Annotated in this window: 15 protein-coding genes; 11 read left to right on the top strand and 4 right to left on the bottom strand. The window is 71.2% G+C overall.

Features of this window, described 5'->3' with window-relative positions; genetic code table 11:
• Window positions 1–58 precede the first annotated feature (58 nt).
• The 7 genes from ACWDAK_RS24955 to ACWDAK_RS24925 all read left to right on the top strand — a co-directional run bounded on the left by ACWDAK_RS24955 (window position 59) and on the right by ACWDAK_RS24925 (window position 10,306).
• Complete coding sequence (locus tag ACWDAK_RS24955) at window positions 59–1,939, top strand: acetolactate synthase large subunit (protein ID WP_427394919.1); 1,881 nt, start codon at window positions 59–61, stop codon at window positions 1,937–1,939.
• Between the two features lie 93 nt (window positions 1,940–2,032).
• Window positions 2,033–2,557, top strand: coding sequence for an acetolactate synthase small subunit (gene ilvN, locus ACWDAK_RS24950; protein ID WP_344640159.1), 525 nt, complete (start codon window positions 2,033–2,035; stop codon window positions 2,555–2,557).
• 119 nt (window positions 2,558–2,676) lie between these two features.
• Entirely contained in the window at window positions 2,677–3,675 is a 999-nt protein-coding gene (gene ilvC, locus ACWDAK_RS24945; RefSeq protein ID WP_344640144.1) for a ketol-acid reductoisomerase, read from the top strand.
• Window positions 3,676–3,898: 223 nt separating this feature from the next.
• Complete coding sequence (gene serA / locus ACWDAK_RS24940; protein ID WP_344640145.1) at window positions 3,899–5,479, top strand: phosphoglycerate dehydrogenase; 1,581 nt, start codon at window positions 3,899–3,901, stop codon at window positions 5,477–5,479.
• Between the two features lie 142 nt (window positions 5,480–5,621).
• Window positions 5,622–6,245: an LURP-one-related/scramblase family protein gene (locus ACWDAK_RS24935; protein WP_344640146.1), complete on the top strand. Its 624-nt coding sequence runs from the start codon at window positions 5,622–5,624 to the stop codon at window positions 6,243–6,245.
• Between the two features lie 331 nt (window positions 6,246–6,576).
• Window positions 6,577–6,732: a hypothetical protein gene (locus ACWDAK_RS24930; protein WP_344640147.1), complete on the top strand. Its 156-nt coding sequence runs from the start codon at window positions 6,577–6,579 to the stop codon at window positions 6,730–6,732.
• A 190-nt stretch (window positions 6,733–6,922) separates the two neighbouring features.
• A complete protein-coding gene (locus ACWDAK_RS24925) occupies window positions 6,923–10,306 on the top strand; it encodes a S8 family peptidase (RefSeq protein WP_344640148.1) in 3,384 nt (1,127 codons plus the stop codon).
• Here ACWDAK_RS24925 and ACWDAK_RS24920 read toward each other — a convergent pair.
• From ACWDAK_RS24920 to ACWDAK_RS24905, 4 genes are all read right to left on the bottom strand, one after another.
• On the bottom strand, window positions 10,247–10,708 hold the full coding sequence (locus ACWDAK_RS24920) for a GtrA family protein (RefSeq protein ID WP_344640149.1): 462 nt from the start codon (window positions 10,706–10,708) through the stop codon (window positions 10,247–10,249). The genes ACWDAK_RS24925 and ACWDAK_RS24920 overlap by 60 nt on opposite strands.
• Complete coding sequence (locus ACWDAK_RS24915; protein ID WP_344640150.1) at window positions 10,705–11,679, bottom strand: glycosyltransferase family 2 protein; 975 nt, start codon at window positions 11,677–11,679, stop codon at window positions 10,705–10,707. Before ACWDAK_RS24915 ends, ACWDAK_RS24920 begins: the two co-directional genes overlap by 4 nt.
• Window positions 11,680–11,742: 63 nt before the next feature.
• Window positions 11,743–14,274 (bottom strand): YfhO family protein, encoded by a 2,532-nt coding sequence (locus ACWDAK_RS24910; RefSeq protein ID WP_427394918.1) that lies wholly within the window; start codon window positions 14,272–14,274, stop codon window positions 11,743–11,745.
• A 76-nt stretch (window positions 14,275–14,350) separates the two neighbouring features.
• Entirely contained in the window at window positions 14,351–16,459 is a 2,109-nt protein-coding gene (locus ACWDAK_RS24905) for a PIG-L family deacetylase (RefSeq protein WP_344640152.1), read from the bottom strand.
• Window positions 16,460–16,615: 156 nt separating this feature from the next.
• Here ACWDAK_RS24905 and ACWDAK_RS24900 point away from each other — a divergent pair, with 156 nt between their 5' ends.
• The 4 genes from ACWDAK_RS24900 (at window position 16,616) to cimA (ending at window position 21,588) form a co-directional block, all read left to right on the top strand.
• Window positions 16,616–17,653: a 3-isopropylmalate dehydrogenase gene (locus ACWDAK_RS24900; RefSeq protein ID WP_344640153.1), complete on the top strand. Its 1,038-nt coding sequence runs from the start codon at window positions 16,616–16,618 to the stop codon at window positions 17,651–17,653.
• A gap of 211 nt (window positions 17,654–17,864) precedes the next feature.
• A complete protein-coding gene (locus tag ACWDAK_RS24895) occupies window positions 17,865–18,977 on the top strand; it encodes a branched-chain amino acid aminotransferase (protein ID WP_344640154.1) in 1,113 nt (370 codons plus the stop codon).
• 104 nt (window positions 18,978–19,081) lie between these two features.
• Window positions 19,082–19,648: a Uma2 family endonuclease gene (locus ACWDAK_RS24890; RefSeq protein ID WP_344640155.1), complete on the top strand. Its 567-nt coding sequence runs from the start codon at window positions 19,082–19,084 to the stop codon at window positions 19,646–19,648.
• Between the two features lie 329 nt (window positions 19,649–19,977).
• Complete coding sequence (cimA, locus tag ACWDAK_RS24885; protein WP_427394917.1) at window positions 19,978–21,588, top strand: citramalate synthase; 1,611 nt, start codon at window positions 19,978–19,980, stop codon at window positions 21,586–21,588.
• Window positions 21,589–21,808: the final 220 nt, after the last annotated feature.

The following is a 21,808-nucleotide window of genomic DNA, read 5'->3' as shown; positions in this document are numbered from 1 at the left end:
AGGGCAGCACCTCGCCAAGGCTGCCGGGGGCCGAACGAACCCGAGAAGAGACAGGCAGATGACTGAGCACGCCGCATCCCCCCGCCGCGGGGACAACCCGGCCGCCCACGCTCCGGGACACAACACCATCGCAGAGACGATGACCGGCGCACAGTCGCTCATCCGCTCGCTGGAGGCTGTAGGCGCGGACACCGTCTTCGGCATCCCGGGCGGGGCCATCCTTCCCGCGTACGACCCGCTGATGGACTCCACCAAGGTGCGCCACATCCTGGTCCGCCACGAGCAGGGCGCCGGGCACGCCGCCACCGGGTACGCCCAGGCCACCGGCAGGGTCGGGGTCTGCATGGCCACCTCGGGACCGGGCGCCACCAACCTGGTCACCCCGATCGCCGACGCCTACATGGACTCCGTCCCGATCGTCGCGATCACCGGTCAGGTCTCCTCCAAGGCGATCGGCACCGACGCCTTCCAGGAGGCGGACATCTGCGGCATCACCATGCCGATCACCAAGCACAACTTCCTGGTCACCGATGCTGCCGAGATCCCCCGGGTGATCGCCGAGGCGTTCCACATCGCCGCCACCGGCCGTCCGGGCCCGGTCCTGGTCGACATCGCCAAGGACGCCCTGCAGGCCACCACCACCTTCCGCTGGCCGGTGGAGCCCTCGCTGCCCGGCTACCGGCCGGTCACCAAGCCGCACGCCAAGCAGATCCGCGAGGCCGCGAAGCTGCTGGTGAACTCCAAGCGGCCGGTGCTGTACGTCGGCGGCGGTGTGCTCAAGGCACAGGCCAGCGCCGAACTGCGGATCCTGGCCGAGCTGACCGGCGCGCCGGTGGTCACCACGCTGATGGCGCTGGGCGTCTTCCCGGACAGCCACCCGCAGCACCTGGGCATGCCCGGGATGCACGGCAGCGTCCCGGCGGTCACCGCGCTGCAGAAGGCCGACCTGCTGTTCACCCTGGGCGCCCGCTTCGACGACCGGGTCACCGGCAAGCTGGACAGCTTCGCCCCGTACGCCAAGGTCGTGCACGCCGACATCGACCCGGCCGAGATCGGCAAGAACCGCCCGGCCGATGTGCCGATCGTCGGCGACGCCCGCGAGGTGCTGGCCGACCTGATCGTCGCCGTCCAGGCCGAGTTCGACGCCGGGCACGAGGGCGACTACGGCGACTGGTGGGTCAAGCTCAACGAGTGGAAGAAGACCTACCCGCTCGGCTACGAGCCCGCCCCCGAGGGTGAGCTCTCCCCGCAGCAGGTGATCGAGCGGATCGGCCGACTGGTCGGCCCGGACGCCATCTACGCCGCGGGCGTGGGTCAGCACCAGATGTGGGCCTCACAGTTCATCAACTACGAGAAGCCGGCCAGCTGGCTCAACTCCGGTGGCGCGGGCACCATGGGCTACGCCGTCCCGGCCGCGATGGGCGCCAAGGCGGGTCGGCCGGACTCGGCGGTCTGGGCGATCGACGGCGACGGCTGCTTCCAGATGACCAATCAGGAACTGGTCACCTGCGCGCTGAACGACATTCCGATCAAGGTCGCGGTCATCAACAACGGTTCGCTGGGCATGGTCCGCCAGTGGCAGACCCTGTTCTACAACCAGCGCTACTCCCACACCGTGCTGCACGCCGGGCCGGCCGGGACCACCGGCGGCTCGGCCGTGGACGACGGCATCGAGCCGCAGCGCTGGCAGGGCACCCGGATCCCGGACTTCGTGATGCTGGCCGAGGCGATGGGCTGCGTCGGTCTGCGCTGTGAGCGTCCGGAGGACCTGGACGCGGTGATCAAGCAGGCGATGGAGATCAACGACCGCCCGGTGGTCGTCGACTTCATCGTCCACCAGGACGCCATGGTCTGGCCGATGGTCGCGGCAGGCACCAGCAACGACGAGATCCAGTTCGCCAGGGGCGTCCGCCCGGACTTCGGCGACGACCTCGACTGACCGGCCCGCCCGTCGCCCGCCCTCCCGCCCTCACCCGGTCCGGCTTCGCCGGAGCACCCGCCCAGACGACCCGATAGAGAGCCCATGACCGACATGTCCAAGCACACCCTCTCCGTCCTGGTCGAGAACAAGCCCGGCGTGCTGGCCCGCATCGCCAGCCTGTTCTCCCGTCGGGGCTTCAACATCGACTCCCTCGCCGTCGGCCCGACGGAACACCCGGACATCTCCCGGATGACCATCGTGGTCAACGTCGAGGACCTCCCGTTGGAGCAGGTCACCAAGCAGCTGAACAAGCTGGTCAACGTGATAAAGATCGTCGAGCTGGACCAGGCCCAGGCCGTCCAGCGGGAGTTGGTCCTGGTCAAGGTCCGCGCGGACGCCGAGACCCGCTCGCAGGTCGTCGAGATCGTGCAGCTGTTCCGGGCCAAGACCGTCGACGTCTCGCCGGACGCGGTGACCATCGAGGCCACCGGCAGTTCCGACAAGCTGGAGGCGATGCTCAAGATGCTGGAGCCGTACGGCATCAAGGAGCTCGTGCAGTCCGGCCTGGTGGCGATCGGGCGCGGTGCCCGGTCGATCACCGACCGCTCGCTGCGCGCCCTCGACCGCAGTGCCTGACGGACCGCGGGTCTGACACGCAGTCGTCTCACCCCCTGAAGTACCGCCCCACACCCTCGCCGGTTGCAACTACGGTTAGCCGAACCGGCTTCACCACCACGCAAGGAGATGTGCCAGAAGTGGCCGAGCTGTTCTACGAAGACGACGCCGACCTGTCCATCATCCAGGGCCGCAAGGTCGCGGTCATCGGCTACGGCAGCCAGGGCCACGCCCACGCGCTGTCCCTGCGCGACTCGGGCGTCGACGTCCGCGTCGGCCTGCTGGAGGGCTCCAAGTCCCGCGCCAAGGCCGAGGAGGCGGGCCTGCGCGTCACCACCCCGGCCGAGGCCGCGGCCGAGGCCGACGTCATCATGATCCTGGTGCCGGACCCGATCCAGGCCGACGTCTACAAGGAGGCCATCGAGCCGAACCTGAAGGCGGGCAAGGCCCTGTTCTTCGGCCACGGCCTGAACATCCGCTTCGGCTTCATCAAGCCCCCGGCCGACGTCGACGTCTGCATGGTCGCCCCGAAGGGCCCGGGCCACCTGGTCCGCCGCCAGTACGAGGAGGGCCGCGGCGTCCCGTGCATCGTGGCCGTCGAGCAGGACGCCACCGGCGGCGCCTTCGCGCTGGCCCTGTCCTACGCCAAGGGCATCGGCGGCACCCGGGCCGGCGTCATCAAGACCACCTTCACCGAGGAGACCGAGACCGACCTGTTCGGTGAGCAGGCCGTCCTCTGCGGTGGCACCGCCGCCCTGGTCAAGGCCGGTTTCGAGACCCTGGTCGAGGCGGGCTACCAGCCGGAGATCGCCTACTTCGAGTGCCTGCACGAGCTGAAGCTCATCGTCGACCTGATGTACGAGGGCGGCCTGGAGAAGATGCGCTGGTCGATCTCCGAGACCGCCGAGTGGGGCGACTACGTCACCGGCCCGCGCATCATCACCGACGCCACCAAGGCCGAGATGAAGAAGGTCCTCGCGGAGATCCAGGACGGCACCTTCGCCAACACCTGGATCGCCGAGTACAAGGCCGGTCTGCCGAAGTACAACGAGTACAAGAACGCCGACTCCCAGCACCTGCTGGAGACCACCGGCAAGAAGCTGCGCAAGCTGATGAGCTGGGTCGACGAGGAGGCGTGACCTCGCGCTGAGGCCGCTCAACGGCCTTGTACAACAAGGCTGCTCCCGTCCGGGTGATTTCGCCGGACGGGAGCGGCCCCGTACCCGCCCCGTCGATACACTTCCGAGTGCGCGTCAGGCTCACAGCGTCGTGCGTCTACCTACGCGGCATGCCACTTTCCCCCTGCCCGTCACGCCACCTCCGTGGGCGGTGGGGACCGGACAGTCATAAGGACAAACCGTCGTGAGCAAATCTGTCGTACTGATCGCCGAAGAGCTGTCGCCCGCCACCGTCGACGCGCTCGGACCGGACTTCGAGATCCGCCACTGCAACGGCGGGGACCGCACCGAACTGCTGACCGCCATCGCGGACGTGGACGCCATCCTGATCCGCAGCGCCACCAAGGTGGACGCCGAGGCGCTGGCCGTCGCCAAGCGGCTCAAGGTCGTCGCCCGGGCCGGCGTGGGCCTGGACAACGTGGACGTCGCGGCCGCCACCAAGGCCGGCGTGATGGTCGTCAACGCCCCGACCTCCAACATCGTCACCGCCGCCGAACTCGCCTGCGGCCTGCTGATCTCGGTCGCCCGGAACATCGCGCCGGCCAACACCGCGCTGAAGAAGGGCGAGTGGAAGCGCAACAAGTACACCGGTGTCGAGCTCTCCGAGAAGGTGCTCGGCGTGGTCGGCCTCGGCCGGATCGGTGTGCTGGTCGCCCAGCGGATGTCCGCCTTCGGGATGAAGATCGTCGCGTACGACCCCTACATCCAGGCCGCCCGCGCCGCCCAGATGGGCGTCAAGCTGGTCACCCTGGAGGAGCTGCTCCAGGTCTCGGACTTCATCACCGTCCACCTGCCCAAGACCCCGGAGACCATCGGCCTGATCGGCGACGAGGCGCTGCACAAGGTCAAGCCGACCGTGCGGATCGTCAACGCCGCCCGCGGCGGCATCGTGGACGAGGAGGCGCTGCTCAGCGCGCTCAAGGACGGCCGGGTGGCCGGCGCCGGCCTGGACGTCTACACCCAGGAGCCGTGCACCGACTCTCCGCTGTTCGCCTTCGACAACGTGGTCTGCACCCCGCACCTGGGTGCCTCCACCGACGAGGCGCAGGAGAAGGCCGGCATCTCGGTCGCCAGGTCGGTCCGCCTGGCGCTGGCCGGCGAGCTGGTGCCGGACGCGGTCAACGTCCAGGGCGGCGTGATCGCCGAGGACGTCCGGCCGGGGCTGCCGCTGGCCGAGAAGCTGGGCCGGATCTTCACCGCGCTGGCCGGCGAGGTGGCCGTCCGCCTCGACGTCGAGGTGCGCGGCGAGATCACCCAGCACGACGTCAAGGTGCTCGAACTCTCCGCGCTGAAGGGCGTGTTCGAGGACGTCGTGGCCGAGACGGTGTCCTATGTCAACGCCCCGCTGTTCGCCCAGGAGCGCGGCGTGGAGGTCCGGCTGACCACCTCCAGCGAGAGCCCCGAGCACCGCAACGTGATCACCGTGCGCGGCACCCTCTCGGACGGCAGCGAGAGCGCCATCTCCGGCACCCTGGCCGGCCCCAAGCTGGCCCAGAAGATCGTCGGCGTGGACTCCTTCGACGTGGACGTCGCGCTCACCGACCACATGGTCTTCTTCAAGTACGACGACCGCCCCGGTGTGGTCGGCACCCTCGGCAAGATCCTCGGCGACGCCGGCATCAACATCGCGGGCATGCAGGTCGCCCGGGACAACGGCTGCGCGCTGGCCTCGATCACCGTGGACAGCGAGGTGTCCCAGGAGGTGCTGGCCGAGATCGCCGGCGCGATCGGCGCCCAGTTCGCGCGGGCGGTCAACCTCGGCTGACGCCGGCCGCTGATGACTTTTCGACAGCCCTTCCCCGCTGTTGTGCTGATTGTGCAACAGGACCGGGGAAGGGCTGTCGGCCACTAGAGAGGGGCCTCTACAGTCTTGTCGAACGATGGCACGACAAAAGGGGAATCCCGCCATGAGTAACGGCTTCGGCGACCTGCTCGGCTTCGCCCAGCAGCTGCTTGGCAGCGAGCCGCAGCAGGGCCACGGGGAGCAGCACGACAACTTCCTGCAGGGCCTGAGCCAGCGCCTGCTCTCCGGTGAGGAGCCGGTGCAGAACGGCGTGACCTACGAGATCGACGAGAAGTTCTTCTCGCCCACCCACGACTTCTGGATCAAGCGCAACGGTGAGCGCGTCTTCCAGGTCGACGAGAGGATGTTCAGCTTCAGCGGTGTCATCGCCCTGCAGGACGTGAACGGCAACGAGCTGTACCGGATCTCCGAGAAGATCATGACGCTCCGCGACATCCGCTACATCCAGCGTGGTGAGCAGCGGATCGCGACCGTGAAGAAGGCCCTGTTCTCCCCGCTGGTCTACAAGTTCACGGTGACCTTCGAGAACGGCGCCGAGCTGCACGTCACCGGCAACATCACCGACCACCAGTACGCCATCACCTATGGCGAGCAGGAGGTCGCGCACATCGACCGCAAGTGGTCGCTGCTGAGCGAGCACTACGGCGTCACCATCGTTCCCGGCCAGGACGACGCGCTGATCCTGACCATCGCGGCCTGCGCCGAGGCCATGGTGCTGGACGACTGATCGACCGTCGGTGGAAGGGCCCGGACCGCTTCGGTCCGGGCCCTCGCGCGTCTTCGGGGTGAACGCCGTCTCAGATACTAGGAAATCCAACTATTCGTGCAGACAGCGCCTGCCCGGCGTCGTACTTTGGAAGGAGCCGCACGGTGAGCCGCCCCGACAAGCGGGAGCGCCGGCCCGTGCGTGCCGTCCGCGTACCGGCAGGCGACCCCTGTCCGGCGTGCCGGCCCGTCGCCCGCCACCACCATGCCAGGGCGCGGTGCGCGGCACTCCCAGTCCTCCTGAACCCCTCGGTGCGCGCCCTCGTACGCGCCCTCGCCCGAAGGAGCCCGGTATGCCCCCCACCGCAGACCGCCGTCCCGTTCCGACCACTCCCGTCCGCGCCCCGCGCCGGCGGCGCCGGGTGGCGCCCGACCCGCACGCCGCCGCCGCGCTCCAGCGCGCCCTGGACCGCCGCGACAACGGCGGTGCCACCGGCCACGTCGGCTGAACCGGCCCTTTCGCCCGGAAGCCTGACCGGTCGTCACCCGCATGAGTGCACTCCCTCCCCGAAGGAGGGAGTCGGCTCGCCCGTACCGGCGCGATGATCGTAATTTGAGCCCTTCCGGAGGGGTGATCAACGTCCGCGCGGCGCGGGCGGCAGTGAGATCTGTCCGCCCCTGCCGGGGAAGGACGGCTCCGTGCGCATCCCACCGGTTCCCAGCCGAAACCCCTCCGCCAGGCCCCCGCGGCGCGGGCGGCCGACCAGGCTGGGGGCCGCCCTCGCCGTACTGGCGGGCTGCGTGGCGCTCACCGCGGCCCCGCCCGGCGTGGCAGCCGGACCGAGGCCGCTGCCCGGGCGGGCCGGACCGCCGCAGCGCGTCCTGCTGGAGCTGGACGCCGAACCCGCGGCCCTCGCCTGGCACCGGGCGGCCGATGGCGCCCGCCGGTCCAAGCGCTCACCGGAGGAGGTCCGCCGGGCCGCCGCCGAGGCCGGGGCAGGACAGCGCCGCCGGGCCGACCGGGCGCTGGACACCCTGGCCGGCGCGGTCCGCCGCGCCGCCCCCGCTGCCCGTGAGCTGTACCGTACGCACACCCTGATCACCGGGATCGCGGTGTCCGCGCCCCCCGACCGGCTGGCCGGGCTGCGGCGGCTGCCCGGGGTCAGGGCGGTCCACCCGATCACCCTCAAGCGCCGCTCCAACGGGTACTCGGTGCCGCTCACCGGCGCCCCCGCCGTCTGGTCGGGCACCGCGGGGTTGCCGGGCAACACCGGCGAGGGGGTCAGGGTCGGCATCATCGACTCCGGCGTCGACTACACCCACGCGGATTTCGGCGGCCCCGGCACCGAGGAGGCGTTCCGCTCGGCGGCCGGCGCCAGGACCGTTCCCGCCGGGCTGTTCCCCAGTGCCAAGGTGTTCGGCGGCAAGGACCTGGTCGGCGACGACTACGACCCCGACCCCTCCTCCGCGCATCCGCAGCCGGTGCCGCACCCCGGCGACAACCCCATCGACTGCATCGCCAACGGTCACGGCACCCATGTCGCGGGCACCGTCGCGGGCCTCGGCGTCACCGCGGACGGCCGCACCTACACCGGGCCCTACCGTCCCGGTCTCGATCCGGCCGCCTTCAAGGTCGCCCCCGGAGTCGCCCCCGGCGCAAGGCTGTTCGCGATCCGGGTCTTCGGCTGCGAGGGATCCACCGACCAGCTCGCCCAGGCACTCGACCTGGCCGCCGACCCCAACGGCGACGGAGACCTGACGGACCGCCTGGACGTGGTCAACCTCTCCCTCGGCGGCCGCTTCGGCGGACCGGACGACGCAGACGCGATCGCCGCCGACCGGCTGGCCGGGCTCGGGACGGTGGTGGCCGCAGCGATCGGCAACGACGGCGACGTGTACGGCATCGGCGGCAGCCCCGGCACCGCGGCGCGCGTCATCGGGGTGGCCGCCTCGGTCGACCGGCACACCGACGCGGACGGCATCCGAGTGCTCGCCCCCGAGTCGCTGGCCGGAGTGGTCCCGGCGCACTGGAGCGCCAAGTACCCCCGCTGGTCCACCGAGGACGTCAGCGGTCAACTCGCCCTGCCAGCCGACCAGTCGGACGGCTGCACACCGTTCGGCCCGGCCGACGCCGAACGGCTGCGCGGCAAGGTGGCGGTGCTCTCCTGGCGGACCAAGGACGCCGACAGGGCCTGCGGTTCCGCACTGCGGGCGGACAACGCGGCGGCGGCCGGGGCGGTCGGCGCGCTGTTCGCCGCCGACGGCGACGGCCTCGGCGAACTCGCCGGCGACGACCGGATCCCGGTGGCGATCCTGGCGAAGGCGGACGGCGAACGGCTCACCAAGGCCATGGCCGGCGGACCGGTGAAGGTCCAACTGGCCGCCAGGGAGAACCGGTTGCACGGCTCGGTCGGCCAGGACCAGCCGCAGCGCACCGACACCCTGGCCTCCTTCACCTCGCGCGGCATCGGCCTGCCGGGCGTGGTGAAGCCGGACCTCGCGGCGCCCGGCGAGACCATCTGGTCGGCCAGGGCGGGCAGCGGTAGCGGCGGGACGCGCGAGGACGGCACCTCGATGGCCAGCCCGCACGTCGCCGGACTCGCCGCCCTGGTCAGGGCCGCCCACCCGGCCTGGACGGCCGCCGAGGTCAAGGCGGCCCTGATGAACACCGCGGCCGACACCCGGCTCGGCGACAACCGCACCGGGCCGGTGTACGGGCCCGAGCGGGCCGGTGCCGGACGCGCCCAGGCGGACCAGGCGGTACGGACACCCGCCGTGGCGTACGCGGCGGGCCAGGGGGCGGTGGACGGCGCGGTCGGCGTCTCCTTCGGCCCGGTGCCGGTCACCGGTCCGACCGCGCTGAAGCGGGAGGTGGAGATCCGCAACTTCTCGTCCCATCCGGTCGGTTACACCACCGGTTACCAGTCGTCCACCGAAGTCCCGGGCGCTTCCTTCGAGATGACGCCGCGCCAGGTGACCGTCCCGGCCCAGGGAACGGCCAGGGTCACCGTCATGCTGCGCGTGCCGGGACAGCTGGGCCGCTCGCCCGACCCGACCGTCGACCTCCTCCAGGCGGGCCGGGCCCGCAGCTGGCGGGCCGAGCTCTCCGGGCGGCTGGTGCTCACCCCGGCCGACGCGGGGCTGCCGGTACTGCGGGTGCCGTTGTTCGCCGCGCCCCGCCCGGCCTCCGAGCTCAAGGCCGGTCCCCAGGTGCGCACCTCGCCGTCCAGCACCCTGCTCGCCCTGAACGGCACCGCCGCGCCCGGTGCGGGCGGCGGCCTGGTCAGCGCCTTCGCGCTGGGCGGAGCGGGCGCGCGCTGGCCCGACTGCCCGGACGGCGCCACGGATGCCCTGCACCAGGACGGGCGGGAGCCGGATCGCAAGGGCGCGGGGCCGTGCGCCGGCCAGGACGGCGACCGGGCCGCCGACCTGCGTTTCGCGGGCGCGGCCAGCGACGCCCCGGAGCTCGGCGGCGACGGCCTGGCCCAGGGCACGCTCTACCTGGCCGCCACCTTCTGGGCCCCGGCGGCCACCCCGGTGGGGAACTTCGCCGTCCGGGCCTCCCTTGACACCGACGGCGACGGTGTCGCCGACGCCGTCGTGGCCGCCGACCGGCTGCCCGGCAGCGACGTCCTGGTGGCCCGCACCCTGGACGCCGCCACCGGCGCGGAGCTGGACGTCCAGCCGCTGAACGCCCGCTGGGGCGAGACCGAGACCGGCCTGCTGGACGGCGACACCGTGGTGCTGCCGGTCCGGCTGGCCAAGCTGCCCCGGCTGAAGCCGGGTGCCACGGGCATCCGCTACGGACTGTGGACGGGTTTCACCGGCGGCAGGCCGGTGAGCGCCCTGGACGCCATCTCCTCGATCGGGATGGACGGCGAGAAGCCCACCATGGGCATCGACGTCCTGCACCCGGCGCTGGACGTCCGCAGCGGGCCGGGGGGACCGGCCGCGGTGCTGGCCCGGGAGCAGCCGGGCGGGGCGCTGGAGCTGCGCCGCGCGGCGGGCGACCGCTCCGGGCTGCTACTTGTCCACCACCTCAACCGGAACGGCGACCGCGTCCAGCTGGTCGACGCCGGCTGAGCCGTGCGGACCGGCCGGGGCGGGCGTCCGGGCCCGGCCGGTCAGCACGATCTTCGACAGCACGAAGGTGACCGGGATCGCGACCAGCGCGGCCACCAGCGGGGCGATCTTGCTGTCCAGGTGCACCCAGCGGACCAGGGCGACGACCCCGGTGCTCTGCACCAGGTAGTTGGTGATGTTGGGCAGCGGGAAGAGCAGGAACTTCTTCCAGGTCGGCCTGGTCCGGTAGGTGAAGTGGGTGTGCAGGAAGAACGAGCCGACCATGCTGAGCAGGAAGGCTATGGTGAACGCCGCGAAGTACGGCAGGAAGGGGTGCAGCGCCAGGTAGATCAGGTAGAAGGTCGCGGTGTTGGCGACGCCGACCAGTCCGAACCTGACGATCTGCCAGAACTGCGGCTTCACCGCTCTTCCTCCTGGGAGCCGCGGTAGCCCTCGGTCCTGAAGGTCGCGCGCGGCGCGTTGGTCTCCTTCACCAGGAAGTGCGGTCGGCGCTTGGTCTCGTAGTAGATCCGTCCGATGTACTCGCCGATCAGCCCGAGCATCACCATCTGCAGGCCGCCGAGAGCGACTATCGCGACGATCAGGGTGACGTAACCGGGGGAGTCGATCCCGTCCACCATGGCCGACGCGGTGATCCACGCCGCGTAGAGGGCGGCCAGGCCGACCAGGGTGAGGCCGAGGTAGATGGCGAGCCGCAGCGGGCGGTTGTTGAAGGAGATCAGGCCGTCCATGCCGTAGTTCAGCAGGGCGCCGAACCGCCACTTGGTCTCGCCGGCCTCGCGGGCCACGTTCCGGTAGTCGAAGGTGACGGTGTCGAAGCCGATCCAGGAGAACAGGCCCTTGGAGAAGCGGTTGTACTCCGGCAGTGAGAGCAGCGCGTCCACGGCCTTGCGGGAGAGCAGTCGGAAGTCGCCGACGCCGTCCTCGATCTCGACGTCCACCCACTTGTTGATCAGCTGGTAGTACAACCGGCTGACGGCGCTGCGGACGGCCTTGTCGCCCTCGCGGGTGCGGCGGGCGATCACCTGGTCGTGGCCGCGGTCGTAGAGCTCCAGCATCCGCTCGATCAGCTCCGGCGGGTGCTGGAGGTCGGCGTCCATCAGCACCACGGCGTCGCCGGTGGCCTCGCGCAGGCCGGCCAGCATGCCGGCCTCCTTGCCGAAGTTGCGGCTGAAGGACACGTACCGAGTGCTGCCCGGGTGCTCGTCGGCGAGCTTGCGCAGGTGCTCCAGGGTGCCGTCGCGGCTGCCGTCGTCCACGTAGCAGAGCTCGTAGTCGATCGGCAGTTCGTCCAGGTTGGCGCGGATCGACTTGTCGAAGAGGTCGATCACGTCTTCTTCGTTGTAGCAGGGGACCACGACCGACAGTCGCACTGGCTCACCTCCGGTAGTGGGCACTCAGGGCGGCTGGTCGCACTGCCACATTTGTCCCGATAATCACGTCGATGGTACCGGGGTGGCCGACCCAACCGCCTTGCCCCTGCGCCGCAGCCTAGCGGCGAGCGGCACTCCGACGAGGACAACCAGGCCGACTCCGCTGACCGCGAGTCCCGGCGCGAGCCCGGGGGTGCGGTAGCTGCAGGACAGGCGGGAAGCCCCGCTGCCGAGCGGCACCCCGATCATCCCGAGCACGGACTGCACCGGGCGGGCGGCGCCGCCGTCCACCGAGCACTGCCAGCCGGTGACGGCGGGCAGCGCGACCAGCGCGGTACCGCTCGAGGAGGCGGGCAGCTCGGCGCTCAGGGTGTGCCCGCCCGCGCTGACGTGGGTGGCGCCCTTGAGCCCGGCGAGCGCCCGGTCGAGGGCCGGCTGGTTGAAGCAGCCGATCGGCTGGGCCGGGATCTGGGCGGCGGCCGAGGCGCGCAGCTGCACCTGGACCCTGCCGTCGGCGCCGACCGTGCCGAGCGACCTGATCGGCATGGCGGTCATCGGCTGCCTGCCGTAGCTCTCGTACTTGGCGCCCATCCCCATCACCGTGCCGCCGAACCACGGCGCGTAGAAGAACGCGCTGCTGCCGGGGGCGCAGCTGCCGGTGAAGGTGGTCCAGGCGCTGCCCCTGGGCGTGGCCGGGACGGACCAGCCGCTGCTGCCGTGCAGGGCGGGCCGGGGGCCGGCGGTCGGGGTCAGCTGCGGGACCTCGTACACCTCGGCGCCGAGCAGGGACTCCTGGCGGGACCAGACCGAGGAGGTGTCCGGCTTGATCGAGGGGTGCACGGTGACCAGCGGCGCGGCGGCGGCGTGCTTGGCGGTGAAGCCGTTCGGGTCCGAGCTGCTGTCCAGGTAGGTGGTGACCCCGAACAGGGCCCGGCCGACCGGGTCGGCCGGGCTGAGGGTGTGCCGGCCCTGGATGAACCAGCCCGCGCCGAGGTCGTGCAGCAGTTCGGCGGTGGTGGCCGGGAGGTAGCTGCTGTAGTACGAACCGCCCTCGCCGGCCAGCAGCATCGGGTCGTTGGAGGCGAACTCGTGCGGGCCCGGGTCGGTGCGGGAGGCGGGCCAGTCGTCGTGCCGGCTGAGCACCTGGTACGCGGCCAGGCTCGGCCCGTTGATGGTGGGGCGGGGGAAGAAGAACGGCAGCTTGTCGCGGATCACCGTGGCCGAGTACGTGGACAGGGTGGTCCCGGCCAGCACGCCGCAGGTGAGCACCAGGACGGCGATGCGCCCGGCCCGGCGGTCGCCGTGCCAGTGCTCCAGCGCCCAGAGCGCGGCGAAGGTGAGCGCGCCGCCGGCCAGGACCAGCACCCAGGTCATGGCGTAGACCGAGCTGCGGCCGTGCCCGGCCAGCACGACCAGGGCCACCAGCGCGGCGCCGCCGGTCAGCGCGAAGAGGTCGGGGCGGCGGGAGAGCGAGACCCAGGCGGCCATCGTCAGCATGCCGCTGAGCACGAAGGCGGCCCGGTACGGGCTGCCGTTGGGGATCGCCAGGCCGTGCCAGAGCAGGATGGTCGGCTCCCAGACGAAGCTGAGCGCGACCAGCAGCAGCAGCGCGTACCAGGCCACCCGCTCGCGCACGCCGAGCCGCCGGTTGAACGGCAGCGAGGCGACCAGCAGCAGACCGAGCACCCCGATGAAGACGTTCGGCACGCTCACCGCGGAGCGGCCGCCGGGCAGCAGCTGGGCCAGGTAGTCGGTGAGCGCGGGCGGTCCGTCGTAGGTGGCGAGTGGCGCGGGCTGGGAGGCCTTGCTGGCCTTGAGGCCGACGAACATCACCGGCGCGGTCAGCAGCACCCCGGTCACGACCATGGCCGCGGCCCGGCCCAGTACCAGCAGCCGGGCCCGGACCGGCCGCTCGTCCAGCACCACCCGAAGCAGCAGCACCAGTCCGGCACCGATGGTGGCCATCGCGCCGGTGTAGAAGTTCCCCGCCCAGGCGACGGCCACGAAGAGCGTGCCGAGCACCCAGCGGCGGCCGCGCAGGCACCAGTCGCAGGCGATGCCGACCAGCGGCAGCGAGACCAGGCCCCACATCCACATCGGGTCGGGGGAACCGTCGTTGACCGCCCAGGCGCAGACCCCGTACCCCGTCCCGAGCAGCGCGCGCAGCCACGGCGACCCGGGGCGCAGCCGGCCCAGGAAGTACGTCATCACGGCCGCGCCCAGGCCGATGCTGAGCAGCGTCACCAGGAAGACCGGGAAGTTCACCGCGTCGCGCGGGAAGAGCCCGACCAGCCAGGAGAACGGATTCGTCAGATAGGTGAAGAAGTCCGCCAGGAACGGCGCGCCGTAGCCGCTGTTCCAGTTGAAGACCAGGTCACCGGTGGTGTTTCCGTGCTGGAGGTCCCACAGGTGGGCGTGGAACGGCACGAACTGGTTGCCCAGGTCGTTCACCGCGCGCGAGCGCGCGCCGAACGGGTACGTGCCGCGCAGCGCCAGTGCCAGGCAGTAGGCGCCCATCGAGAGCCCGGCCGCGAGCAGGGCCGCACCGAGCTCCGGGCTTCTCAGGCGGCGGACGAGGGCGGTGCTCCGGCTCACGGCGTGCGGCTCCCTGCTGCGGGTCGTCTTGAACTGGTCGAGCATAAGCGGCCCTGTCCCACGGGAACCGGCGGCCTCAGGGCGCCATGGTCCACTGGCCGAACGGCTGGTCCTCGGCCGGGCGCCGGGCGACGTAGAGCATGCCGTCGCAGCCCACCGCGACGGCGACCGGCAGGCCGGCCCGGTCGGTGGCGAGCGAGGGGGTACCGGTCAGCAGCGGTCCGGAGCGCAGCCACTCCTGGCCGCCGGAGTGCAGCCAGTCCTGGCTGGTGGAGAGGGCGACGCGCCCCTTCCCGTCCCGGACCGCCAGCGCGTTCGCGGTGGCCGCGACCCGGCCGAAACCACCTGGTGGGATGGTTTCGCCGACAACCTTCCAGGTCCCTCTGCCGGGCTGGAGCTCGGCGGTCAGCACCTTCGCCGACTTGGGCTCGCGGAAGTGCAGCCGCAGCCGGCCGTCCGGGGCCAGCAGGGCGGTGATCGGGCCGCCCGGCACCGGCAGACCGGTCGGCGAGGCCGGGCGCAGCGGCCCGCCCGGGGTGTCGCTCATCCAGTGCGCGACGCTCCTGCCACCCGCGAAGACATGGGTCAGCCCGTTCGCGTCGAGCACCGCGCCGAGGCCGTCCTGGACCTGCTGGCCCACCCCGCTCGGCAGCGGCAGCGCGTTCCAGCCGCCGTCCAGCGTCCGTACCGCGACGGTGCCCGCGAAGGTGCGGACGAAGACCTGCACGCTGCCGTCCGGGCGGGCGAGGGCGCACGGGTAGCCGAACTCCATCGACTTCACCGAGTCGTCACCGTCCGGCGAACCCAGGCTCTGCCAGTCGCCGAAAGACGGCGGCTCGCCCGGAGCGCCCGGGCTCTGCACGCAGGTGACGACCTCACGGCGGTGGTCCCGCAAGGTGTACCCGAGCACGGTGCGCACGCCGAGCAGCCGCAGCAGCCCGTCGGATTGACGGATCACCTGCAGCTGTCCCTCCAGACCTCCGCCCGCGATCCGCCGGGGGCCGTGCCAGCCCTTGGCGTCCTCGTACCAGTACGCGGCCGCGCCGTTCAGCAGCGTGAAGGCCGCCAGCCTGCCGTCGGCGGTCCGCTGGAGCCACTGGCCGCTGCCCGCCGCGCGGTAACGGGTGCTCTGCGCCCAGCCGTTGCGCAGCGCGCCCTTGCCGACCTTGCGGTCGCCGCAGCCTGCCGGGTCGCCGCAGTCGCGGTCGTCCGCCCAGCCGTAGGTGTCGATCAGTCGCGCCTTGCGCTGCACGGTCGCCTGGTCCAGGTTGGCCGGCAGCTCGGCGTTGACGTAGCCGAGGTAGCTCTCCACCGTCGCGGTCCGGGCCAGGCCGTCGCCCCAGTGCTTGGCGAGCGCCGCCTGGGTGAAGTACGCCGAGTAGGTGTGGTCTTGGTGGTCCAGGTAGAGCAGGCCCTGCGCTCTGGGCGGCGCCTTGGGGGCATGGTCCGGGTTGGGGTCCAGCATCCGGACAACGGTGGGGCGGAAGTGGTCCATGATGTTGACCAGGGTGTCTATCAGCTGGTCCCGGGTGTAACCGGCCTGCGGGGGCAGGCCGCTGTGCGCCGGAGGCAGGGTGGATATCCGCTCCTCCTGGCCCAGCCACAGACCGCGCAGGCTGTCCGTCCTGGGGGTGCTCACCGCACGGGCCTCCACCAGCGCCGGGAATATCAGTTGCACGTGGGGAGCGGCCCGCAGGGTGTGCTGCTCGACCGAGATGCCGTCGTGGTAGCTGACCAGCTTCACGTCCCACGGGCTGTTCTCGTCGCCGGTGGCCATCACGGCGTACGAGGCGGCGAGCCCGTTGATCCGCGCCCTGGTGTAGTCGGGGCGATCGGCGGGGACGCGCCTGTGGCCAGCCTCGCTGTGCAGCACGTTGCGGCCGTCCGACTCGCCGTCGGTGAGGCAGACCGTGACACAGGAGGCGCCGGTGGCGACGGCCTGGTCGAGGTCGGGGTTCATGAAGTAGAGGTTGTCGTCCGGATGGGCGATCACATGGACGAAGGACATCCGCTCCGAGCTGCCCGCGATACCGCTGGCCTGGATGGTCTCCGGGGGAGCCTTGGTGGCGTGCGGCTTGGGCGGTGCGGAACGGGTGGCCTCCCACAGGCCGTAACCGGCCGCGGGCAGTGCCGCCATCCCGCCGGTGAGCCACAGGGCGCGGCGCCGGCTGATGGGATTGACCATCTGTGATCCCCCGTGAAGAAACCATGAACTCTGGATGGATATTACCGGTTACGCCCGCTTCGTTCGAAACTGCGTACCACCGTTCCCGCGACACGCGACGTCCGGATGATGGACAGAACGTGTCACGACATGGGACGCGCGAGTATGGTCCCTGCCATGTCTCGCAGCCTTCGTCTCGCAGTGATCCCCGGTGACGGCATCGGCCAGGAAGTGGTGGCCGAAGGCCGTAAGGTGCTTGCCGCCGCCCTCCCCGCCGACGTCGAGGTGGAGACCACCGAGTACGACCTCGGTGCCCGGTTCTACCACCGCACCGGCGAGACCCTCCCGGACAGCGTGCTGGCCGAGCTGAAGACCCACGACGCCATTCTGCTCGGTGCCGTCGGCGACCCGTCGGTGCCCTCCGGGGTACTGGAGCGCGGACTGCTGCTGAAGCTGCGGTTCGCCTTCGACCACTACGTCAACCTGCGCCCCGGCAAGCTCCTCCCGGGCGTCACCGGTCCGCTGGCGGGCCGGCCGGAGATCGACTTCGTGGTCGTCCGCGAGGGTACCGAGGGCCCCTACGCCGGCAACGGCGGCACCCTGAGGACCGGCACCGCGCACGAGATCGCCACCGAGGTGAGCGTCAACACCGCCTTCGGCATCGAGCGGGTGGTGCGCGACGCGTACCGGCGTGCCGCCGCCCGGCCGCGCAGGAAGCTCACCCTGGTCCACAAGAACAACGTGCTGGTGCACGCCGGCCACCTGTGGACCCGGACCTTCGAGCAGGTCGGCCGGGAGTTCCCCGAGGTCACCACCGACTACCTGCACGTCGACGCGGCGACGATCTTCTTCGTCACCCAGCCCGAGCGCTTCGACGTGATCGTCACCGACAACCTGTTCGGCGACATCCTCACCGACCTGGCCGCAGCGGTCACCGGCGGCATCGGCCTGGCCGCCAGCGGAAACATCAACCCCAGCGGTGAGTTCCCGTCGATGTTCGAGCCGGTGCACGGCTCGGCACCGGACATCGCAGGCCAGGGCAAGGCCGACCCGACCGCCACCGTGCTGTCCGTCGCCATGCTGCTGGAACACCTCGGCTTCACCGCCGAGGCGGCCAAGGTCGAGGCCGCCGTCGCGGCCGACCTGGCCGAGCGCACGGGCCCCCGGACCACCTCCCAGGTCGGCGACGCGCTCGCCGCCCGAGTATCCGGCTAGCGGGCCGGATCCCTGGCAGGGGAGTCCCGGCTAGCGGGCCGGATCCTTCACGGGGAAGTTCCGGCCGACGGGCCGGAGCACATAACGGAGCAGCTTGCCAGCTGTTCGGCACGGCCCTCTGGATGCGAGTATCGACAGTGGGCCGTGCCGTCGTGTGTTCGAACACCGGTGGCGGGGCCCGGACCAACCCCACGGTGAAGGACAGACTGACATGAGTACGCCCACCCAGGCGCCCATCACGTTCGAGCTCAAGCCCTCCGCGCACCCGCTGTCCGACGCGGAGCGGCAGGCCCGGCTGGCCAACCCCGGCTTCGGCCGCGTCTTCACCGACCACATGGTCACCATCCGCTGGACCGAGGGCCGGGGCTGGCACGACGCCCAGCTGACGCCGTACGCGTCGCTGGAGATCGACCCGGCCAACATGACGCTGCACTACGCCCAGGCGATCTTCGAGGGCCTCAAGGCGTACCGGCAGGCCGACGGCTCCATCGCCACCTTCCGGCCCACCGCCAACGCCGAGCGCTTCCAGGCCTCCGCCCGCCGGCTGGCGATGCCCGAGCTGCCGGTCGAGACCTTCATCGAGGCTGTGGAGCTGCTGGTCCAGCAGGACCAGGCCTGGGTGCCCAGCGAGCCTGAGCAGAGCCTCTACCTGCGGCCGTTCATGTTCGCCACCGAGGTCGGTCTGGGCGTGCGCCCGTCCAACGAGTACCTCTTCATGATCATCGCTTCCCCGGCCGGCGCCTACTTCCCCGGTGGCGTCAAGCCGGTCTCGGTCTGGCTCTCCGAGGAGTACGTGCGCGCCGCGCCCGGGGGCACCGGTGCCGCCAAGTGCGCCGGCAACTACGCCGCCTCGCTGGTCGCCCAGGCCCAGGCCGCCGAGAAGGGCTGCGACCAGGTCGTCTGGCTCGACGCCGCCGAGCACCGGTGGATCGAGGAGATGGGCGGCATGAACCTGTACTTCGTCTTCGGCGAGGGCAAGGACGCGAAGATCGTCACTCCCGAGCTCTCCGGCGCGCTGCTGCCCGGCATCACCCGCAACTCGCTGCTGAAGCTGGCCGCCGACCTCGGCTACGCCGTGGAGGAGCGGAGGATCTCCACCGACGAGTGGAAGCAGGGCAACGCCGACGGCACCCTGACGGAGGTCTTCGCCTGCGGCACCGCGGCCGTCATCACCCCGGTCGGCTCGGTCAAGTCTGCCCGCGGGGACTGGACGGTCGGCAAGGGCGAGCCCGGCCCGATCACCATGGAGCTGCGCCGGAACCTGCTCGCCATCCAGGGCGGCCAGGTGCCGGACACCCATGGCTGGCTGCACAAGATCGTCTGATCTCCGGCCGGGCGTCCCGGTCCGCCGTGGCGGGATGGGACGCCCGGCGTGGGTAACCTCGAATCGCTCCGCTCGTTGAGTTCTGCGGACTGGAAGGAGGGTTCGTGACCGCGCTGACGCACGACATCTCCGACACGGCGGGTGGCGAGGACGACGGCCTGCTGGAGGCCTTCCTCGCCTTGGATACCCCCGAGGGGTTCAAGGCCGAGCTCATCGAAGGGGAGATCGTCGTGACCCCACCACCGGACGGCGGCCACGAGACCGCGATCGGCCGGATTGTTCGACAGGTCTTCCGGCTGTGCGCAGACGATATCGATTTTGCCCCTGGCAAGGGCCTGATCGTGCCGGACGGCCGGTACATTCCTGACGGCACGTTCACCGAGGCCGACGCCATGCTGGGCCAGGAGTCCTGGTCCAAGCCGGAGGGGGTGCTGATGGTCATGGAGGTCACGTCCAGCCGCCCGGGCAAGGACCGCGAGGCCAAACGGAAGGGCTATGCGGCCGCCGGCATCCCGCTCTACCTGTTGGTGGACCGCCAGGCGAACCGGATCGTCCTGCACAGCGCTCCCCGGCGTGGCGACTACACGACCACCACCGGGGTCCCGGTCGGCGATCCGCTGCCGCTGCCGAAGCCCTTCGACTTTGACCTGGCCACCGACCGGCTGGTCTGAGACGTCCCGCATCGCGAGACGGGCAGGCCGGATCCCGGATGGTGTGCCACACTCCAAGGGTGTCCTCGCTTTCGCTGATTATTAGCAGCAGGCGCGCCGGTCCGCAGTGACCGCTCTCCGGTAACCCCCCGGTACGGAGCGATCACCGTCGTCCAGACCCGCGCGCAGACCTCTCGCACCCGCGAGGGGTCTTTTTGTTTCCGCCCGGACCGGCCGAAGCCCCCACAAGGGGTCGAGGGACACCGGGGAGCGCGCGGGATGGTGGACAGTGGAGCCGGAGAATCCGGCAAAACGACAGCAGTACCCCCGGAAACGGAGAACCCAGGGTCATGACCGAGGCCAATAGCCGTCCCGACGACAGCTTCCACGTGTTCGACACCACGCTGCGCGACGGCGCCCAGCGGGAGGGCATCAACCTCACGGTCGCCGACAAGCTGACCATCGCCCGGCACCTGGACGATTTCGGCGTCGGCTTCATCGAGGGCGGCTGGCCCGGCGCCAACCCGCGCGACACCGAGTTCTTCGCCCGGGCCGCCGCCGAACTCGACCTCAGGACCGCCCGGTTGGTCGCCTTCGGTGCCACCCGCCGGGCCGGCGGCCGGGCCGCCGAGGACCCGCAGCTGGCCGCCCTGGTCACCTCCGGCGCGCCGGTGATCACCCTGGTCGCCAAGTCCCACGACCGCCATGTCGAACTGGCGCTGCGCACCACCCTGGAGGAGAACCTGGAGATGGTCCGGGACAGCGTGGAGTACCTGTGCTCCCAGGGCCGCCGGGTCTTCATCGACTGCGAGCACTTCTTCGACGGCTACCGGGCCAACCGCGAGTACGCCCTCGCCGTGGTCCGCACCGCGCACCAGGCCGGCGCCGACGTCGTCGTGCTCTGCGACACCAACGGCGGGATGCTGCCAGCGGGCGTCCGCGAGATCGTCGCCGACGTGCTGAAGGAGACCGGGGCCCGGCTCGGCATCCACGCCCAGGACGACACCGGCTGCGCCGTCGCCAACACCCTGGCCGCCGTGGACGCCGGGGCCACCCACGTCCAGTGCACCGCCAACGGCTACGGCGAGCGGGTCGGCAACGCCAACCTGTTCCCGGTGGTCGGCGCGTTGGAACTCAAGTACGGCCGGCGGGTGCTGCCCGAGGGCAGGTTGGCCGAGATGACCCGGATCTCGCACGCCATCGCCGAGGTGGTCAACCTCGCCCCCTCCACCCACCAGCCCTACGTCGGCCTCTCCGCCTTCGCCCACAAGGCCGGGCTGCACGCCTCCGCGATCAAGGTCGACCCGGACCTGTACCAGCACATCGACCCCGAACTGGTCGGCAACACCATGCGGATGCTGGTCTCCGACATGGCCGGCCGGGCCTCGGTGGAGCTCAAGGGCAAGGAGCTCGGCTACGACCTCTCCGCCGACCGCGACCTGGTGGGCCGGGTGGTCGCCAGGGTCAAGGAGCAGGAGAACCTCGGCTACACCTACGAGGCCGCCGACGCCTCGTTCGAACTGCTGCTCCGCGACGAGGTGAAGGGCCGCCGGGAGCGCTTCTTCACCCTGGAGTCCTGGCGCACCATCAGCGAGCAGCTGCCGGACGGGAAGGCGGGCAACGAGGCCACCGTCAAGATCTGGGCCAAGGGCGAACGCAGGATCGCCACCGGCGAGGGCAACGGCCCGGTGAACGCGCTGGACATGGCGCTGCGCACGGCACTTGAGCACATCTATCCGGAGCTCGCCCGGATGGAGCTGGTGGACTACAAGGTCCGCATCCTGGAGGGCCAGCACGGCACCGGCTCCAAGACCCGGGTACTGATCGAGTCCGGCGACGCCGCATCGACCTGGTCCACGGTCGGGGTCGCCGACAACGTGATCGCCGCGTCCTGGCTGGCACTTGAGGACGCGTACACCTACGGGCTGCTCCACGCCGGACTGGATCCGGCGGAGGGCTGAGCCCCCAGGGGTGCGGGGAGCCGCGCGAGAGACCGGGCACCTCGGTGGCCGGTCCTCCGCACGGTTCCCCGCACCCCTGTTCGACGCCTTCGACGGCCTGGACGGACGGTCCAGGTTCTCCTCAGCTCATCGGAGGCGGGTGAGGAGAGGGCCCCTCCTCATCGGAGGCGGGCGAGGAGAGGGCCCCTCCTCATCGGAGGCGGGCGAGGAGAGGGCCCCT

Source organism: Kitasatospora sp. NPDC001175 (genome assembly GCF_053598215.1).
Note: the sequence above shows the minus strand (reverse complement) of the source record. Positions and strands in the feature narration are given on the sequence as shown.

What these genes read in the sequence shown, in the direction of transcription:
- ACWDAK_RS24955 (WP_427394919.1), top strand. Translation starts at nt 59, where the DNA reads ATGACTGAGCACGCCGCATCCCCCCGCCGCGGGGACAACCCGGCCGCC.
- ilvN (WP_344640159.1), top strand. Translation starts at nt 2,033, where the DNA reads ATGTCCAAGCACACCCTCTCCGTCCTGGTCGAGAACAAGCCCGGCGTG.
- ACWDAK_RS24935 (WP_344640146.1), top strand. Translation starts at nt 5,622, where the DNA reads ATGAGTAACGGCTTCGGCGACCTGCTCGGCTTCGCCCAGCAGCTGCTT.
- ACWDAK_RS24930 (WP_344640147.1), top strand. Translation starts at nt 6,577, where the DNA reads ATGCCCCCCACCGCAGACCGCCGTCCCGTTCCGACCACTCCCGTCCGC.
- ACWDAK_RS24905 (WP_344640152.1), bottom strand. Translation starts at nt 16,459, where the DNA reads ATGGTCAATCCCATCAGCCGGCGCCGCGCCCTGTGGCTCACCGGCGGG.
- ACWDAK_RS24900 (WP_344640153.1), top strand. Translation starts at nt 16,616, where the DNA reads ATGTCTCGCAGCCTTCGTCTCGCAGTGATCCCCGGTGACGGCATCGGC.
- ACWDAK_RS24895 (WP_344640154.1), top strand. Translation starts at nt 17,865, where the DNA reads ATGAGTACGCCCACCCAGGCGCCCATCACGTTCGAGCTCAAGCCCTCC.
- cimA (WP_427394917.1), top strand. Translation starts at nt 19,978, where the DNA reads ATGACCGAGGCCAATAGCCGTCCCGACGACAGCTTCCACGTGTTCGAC.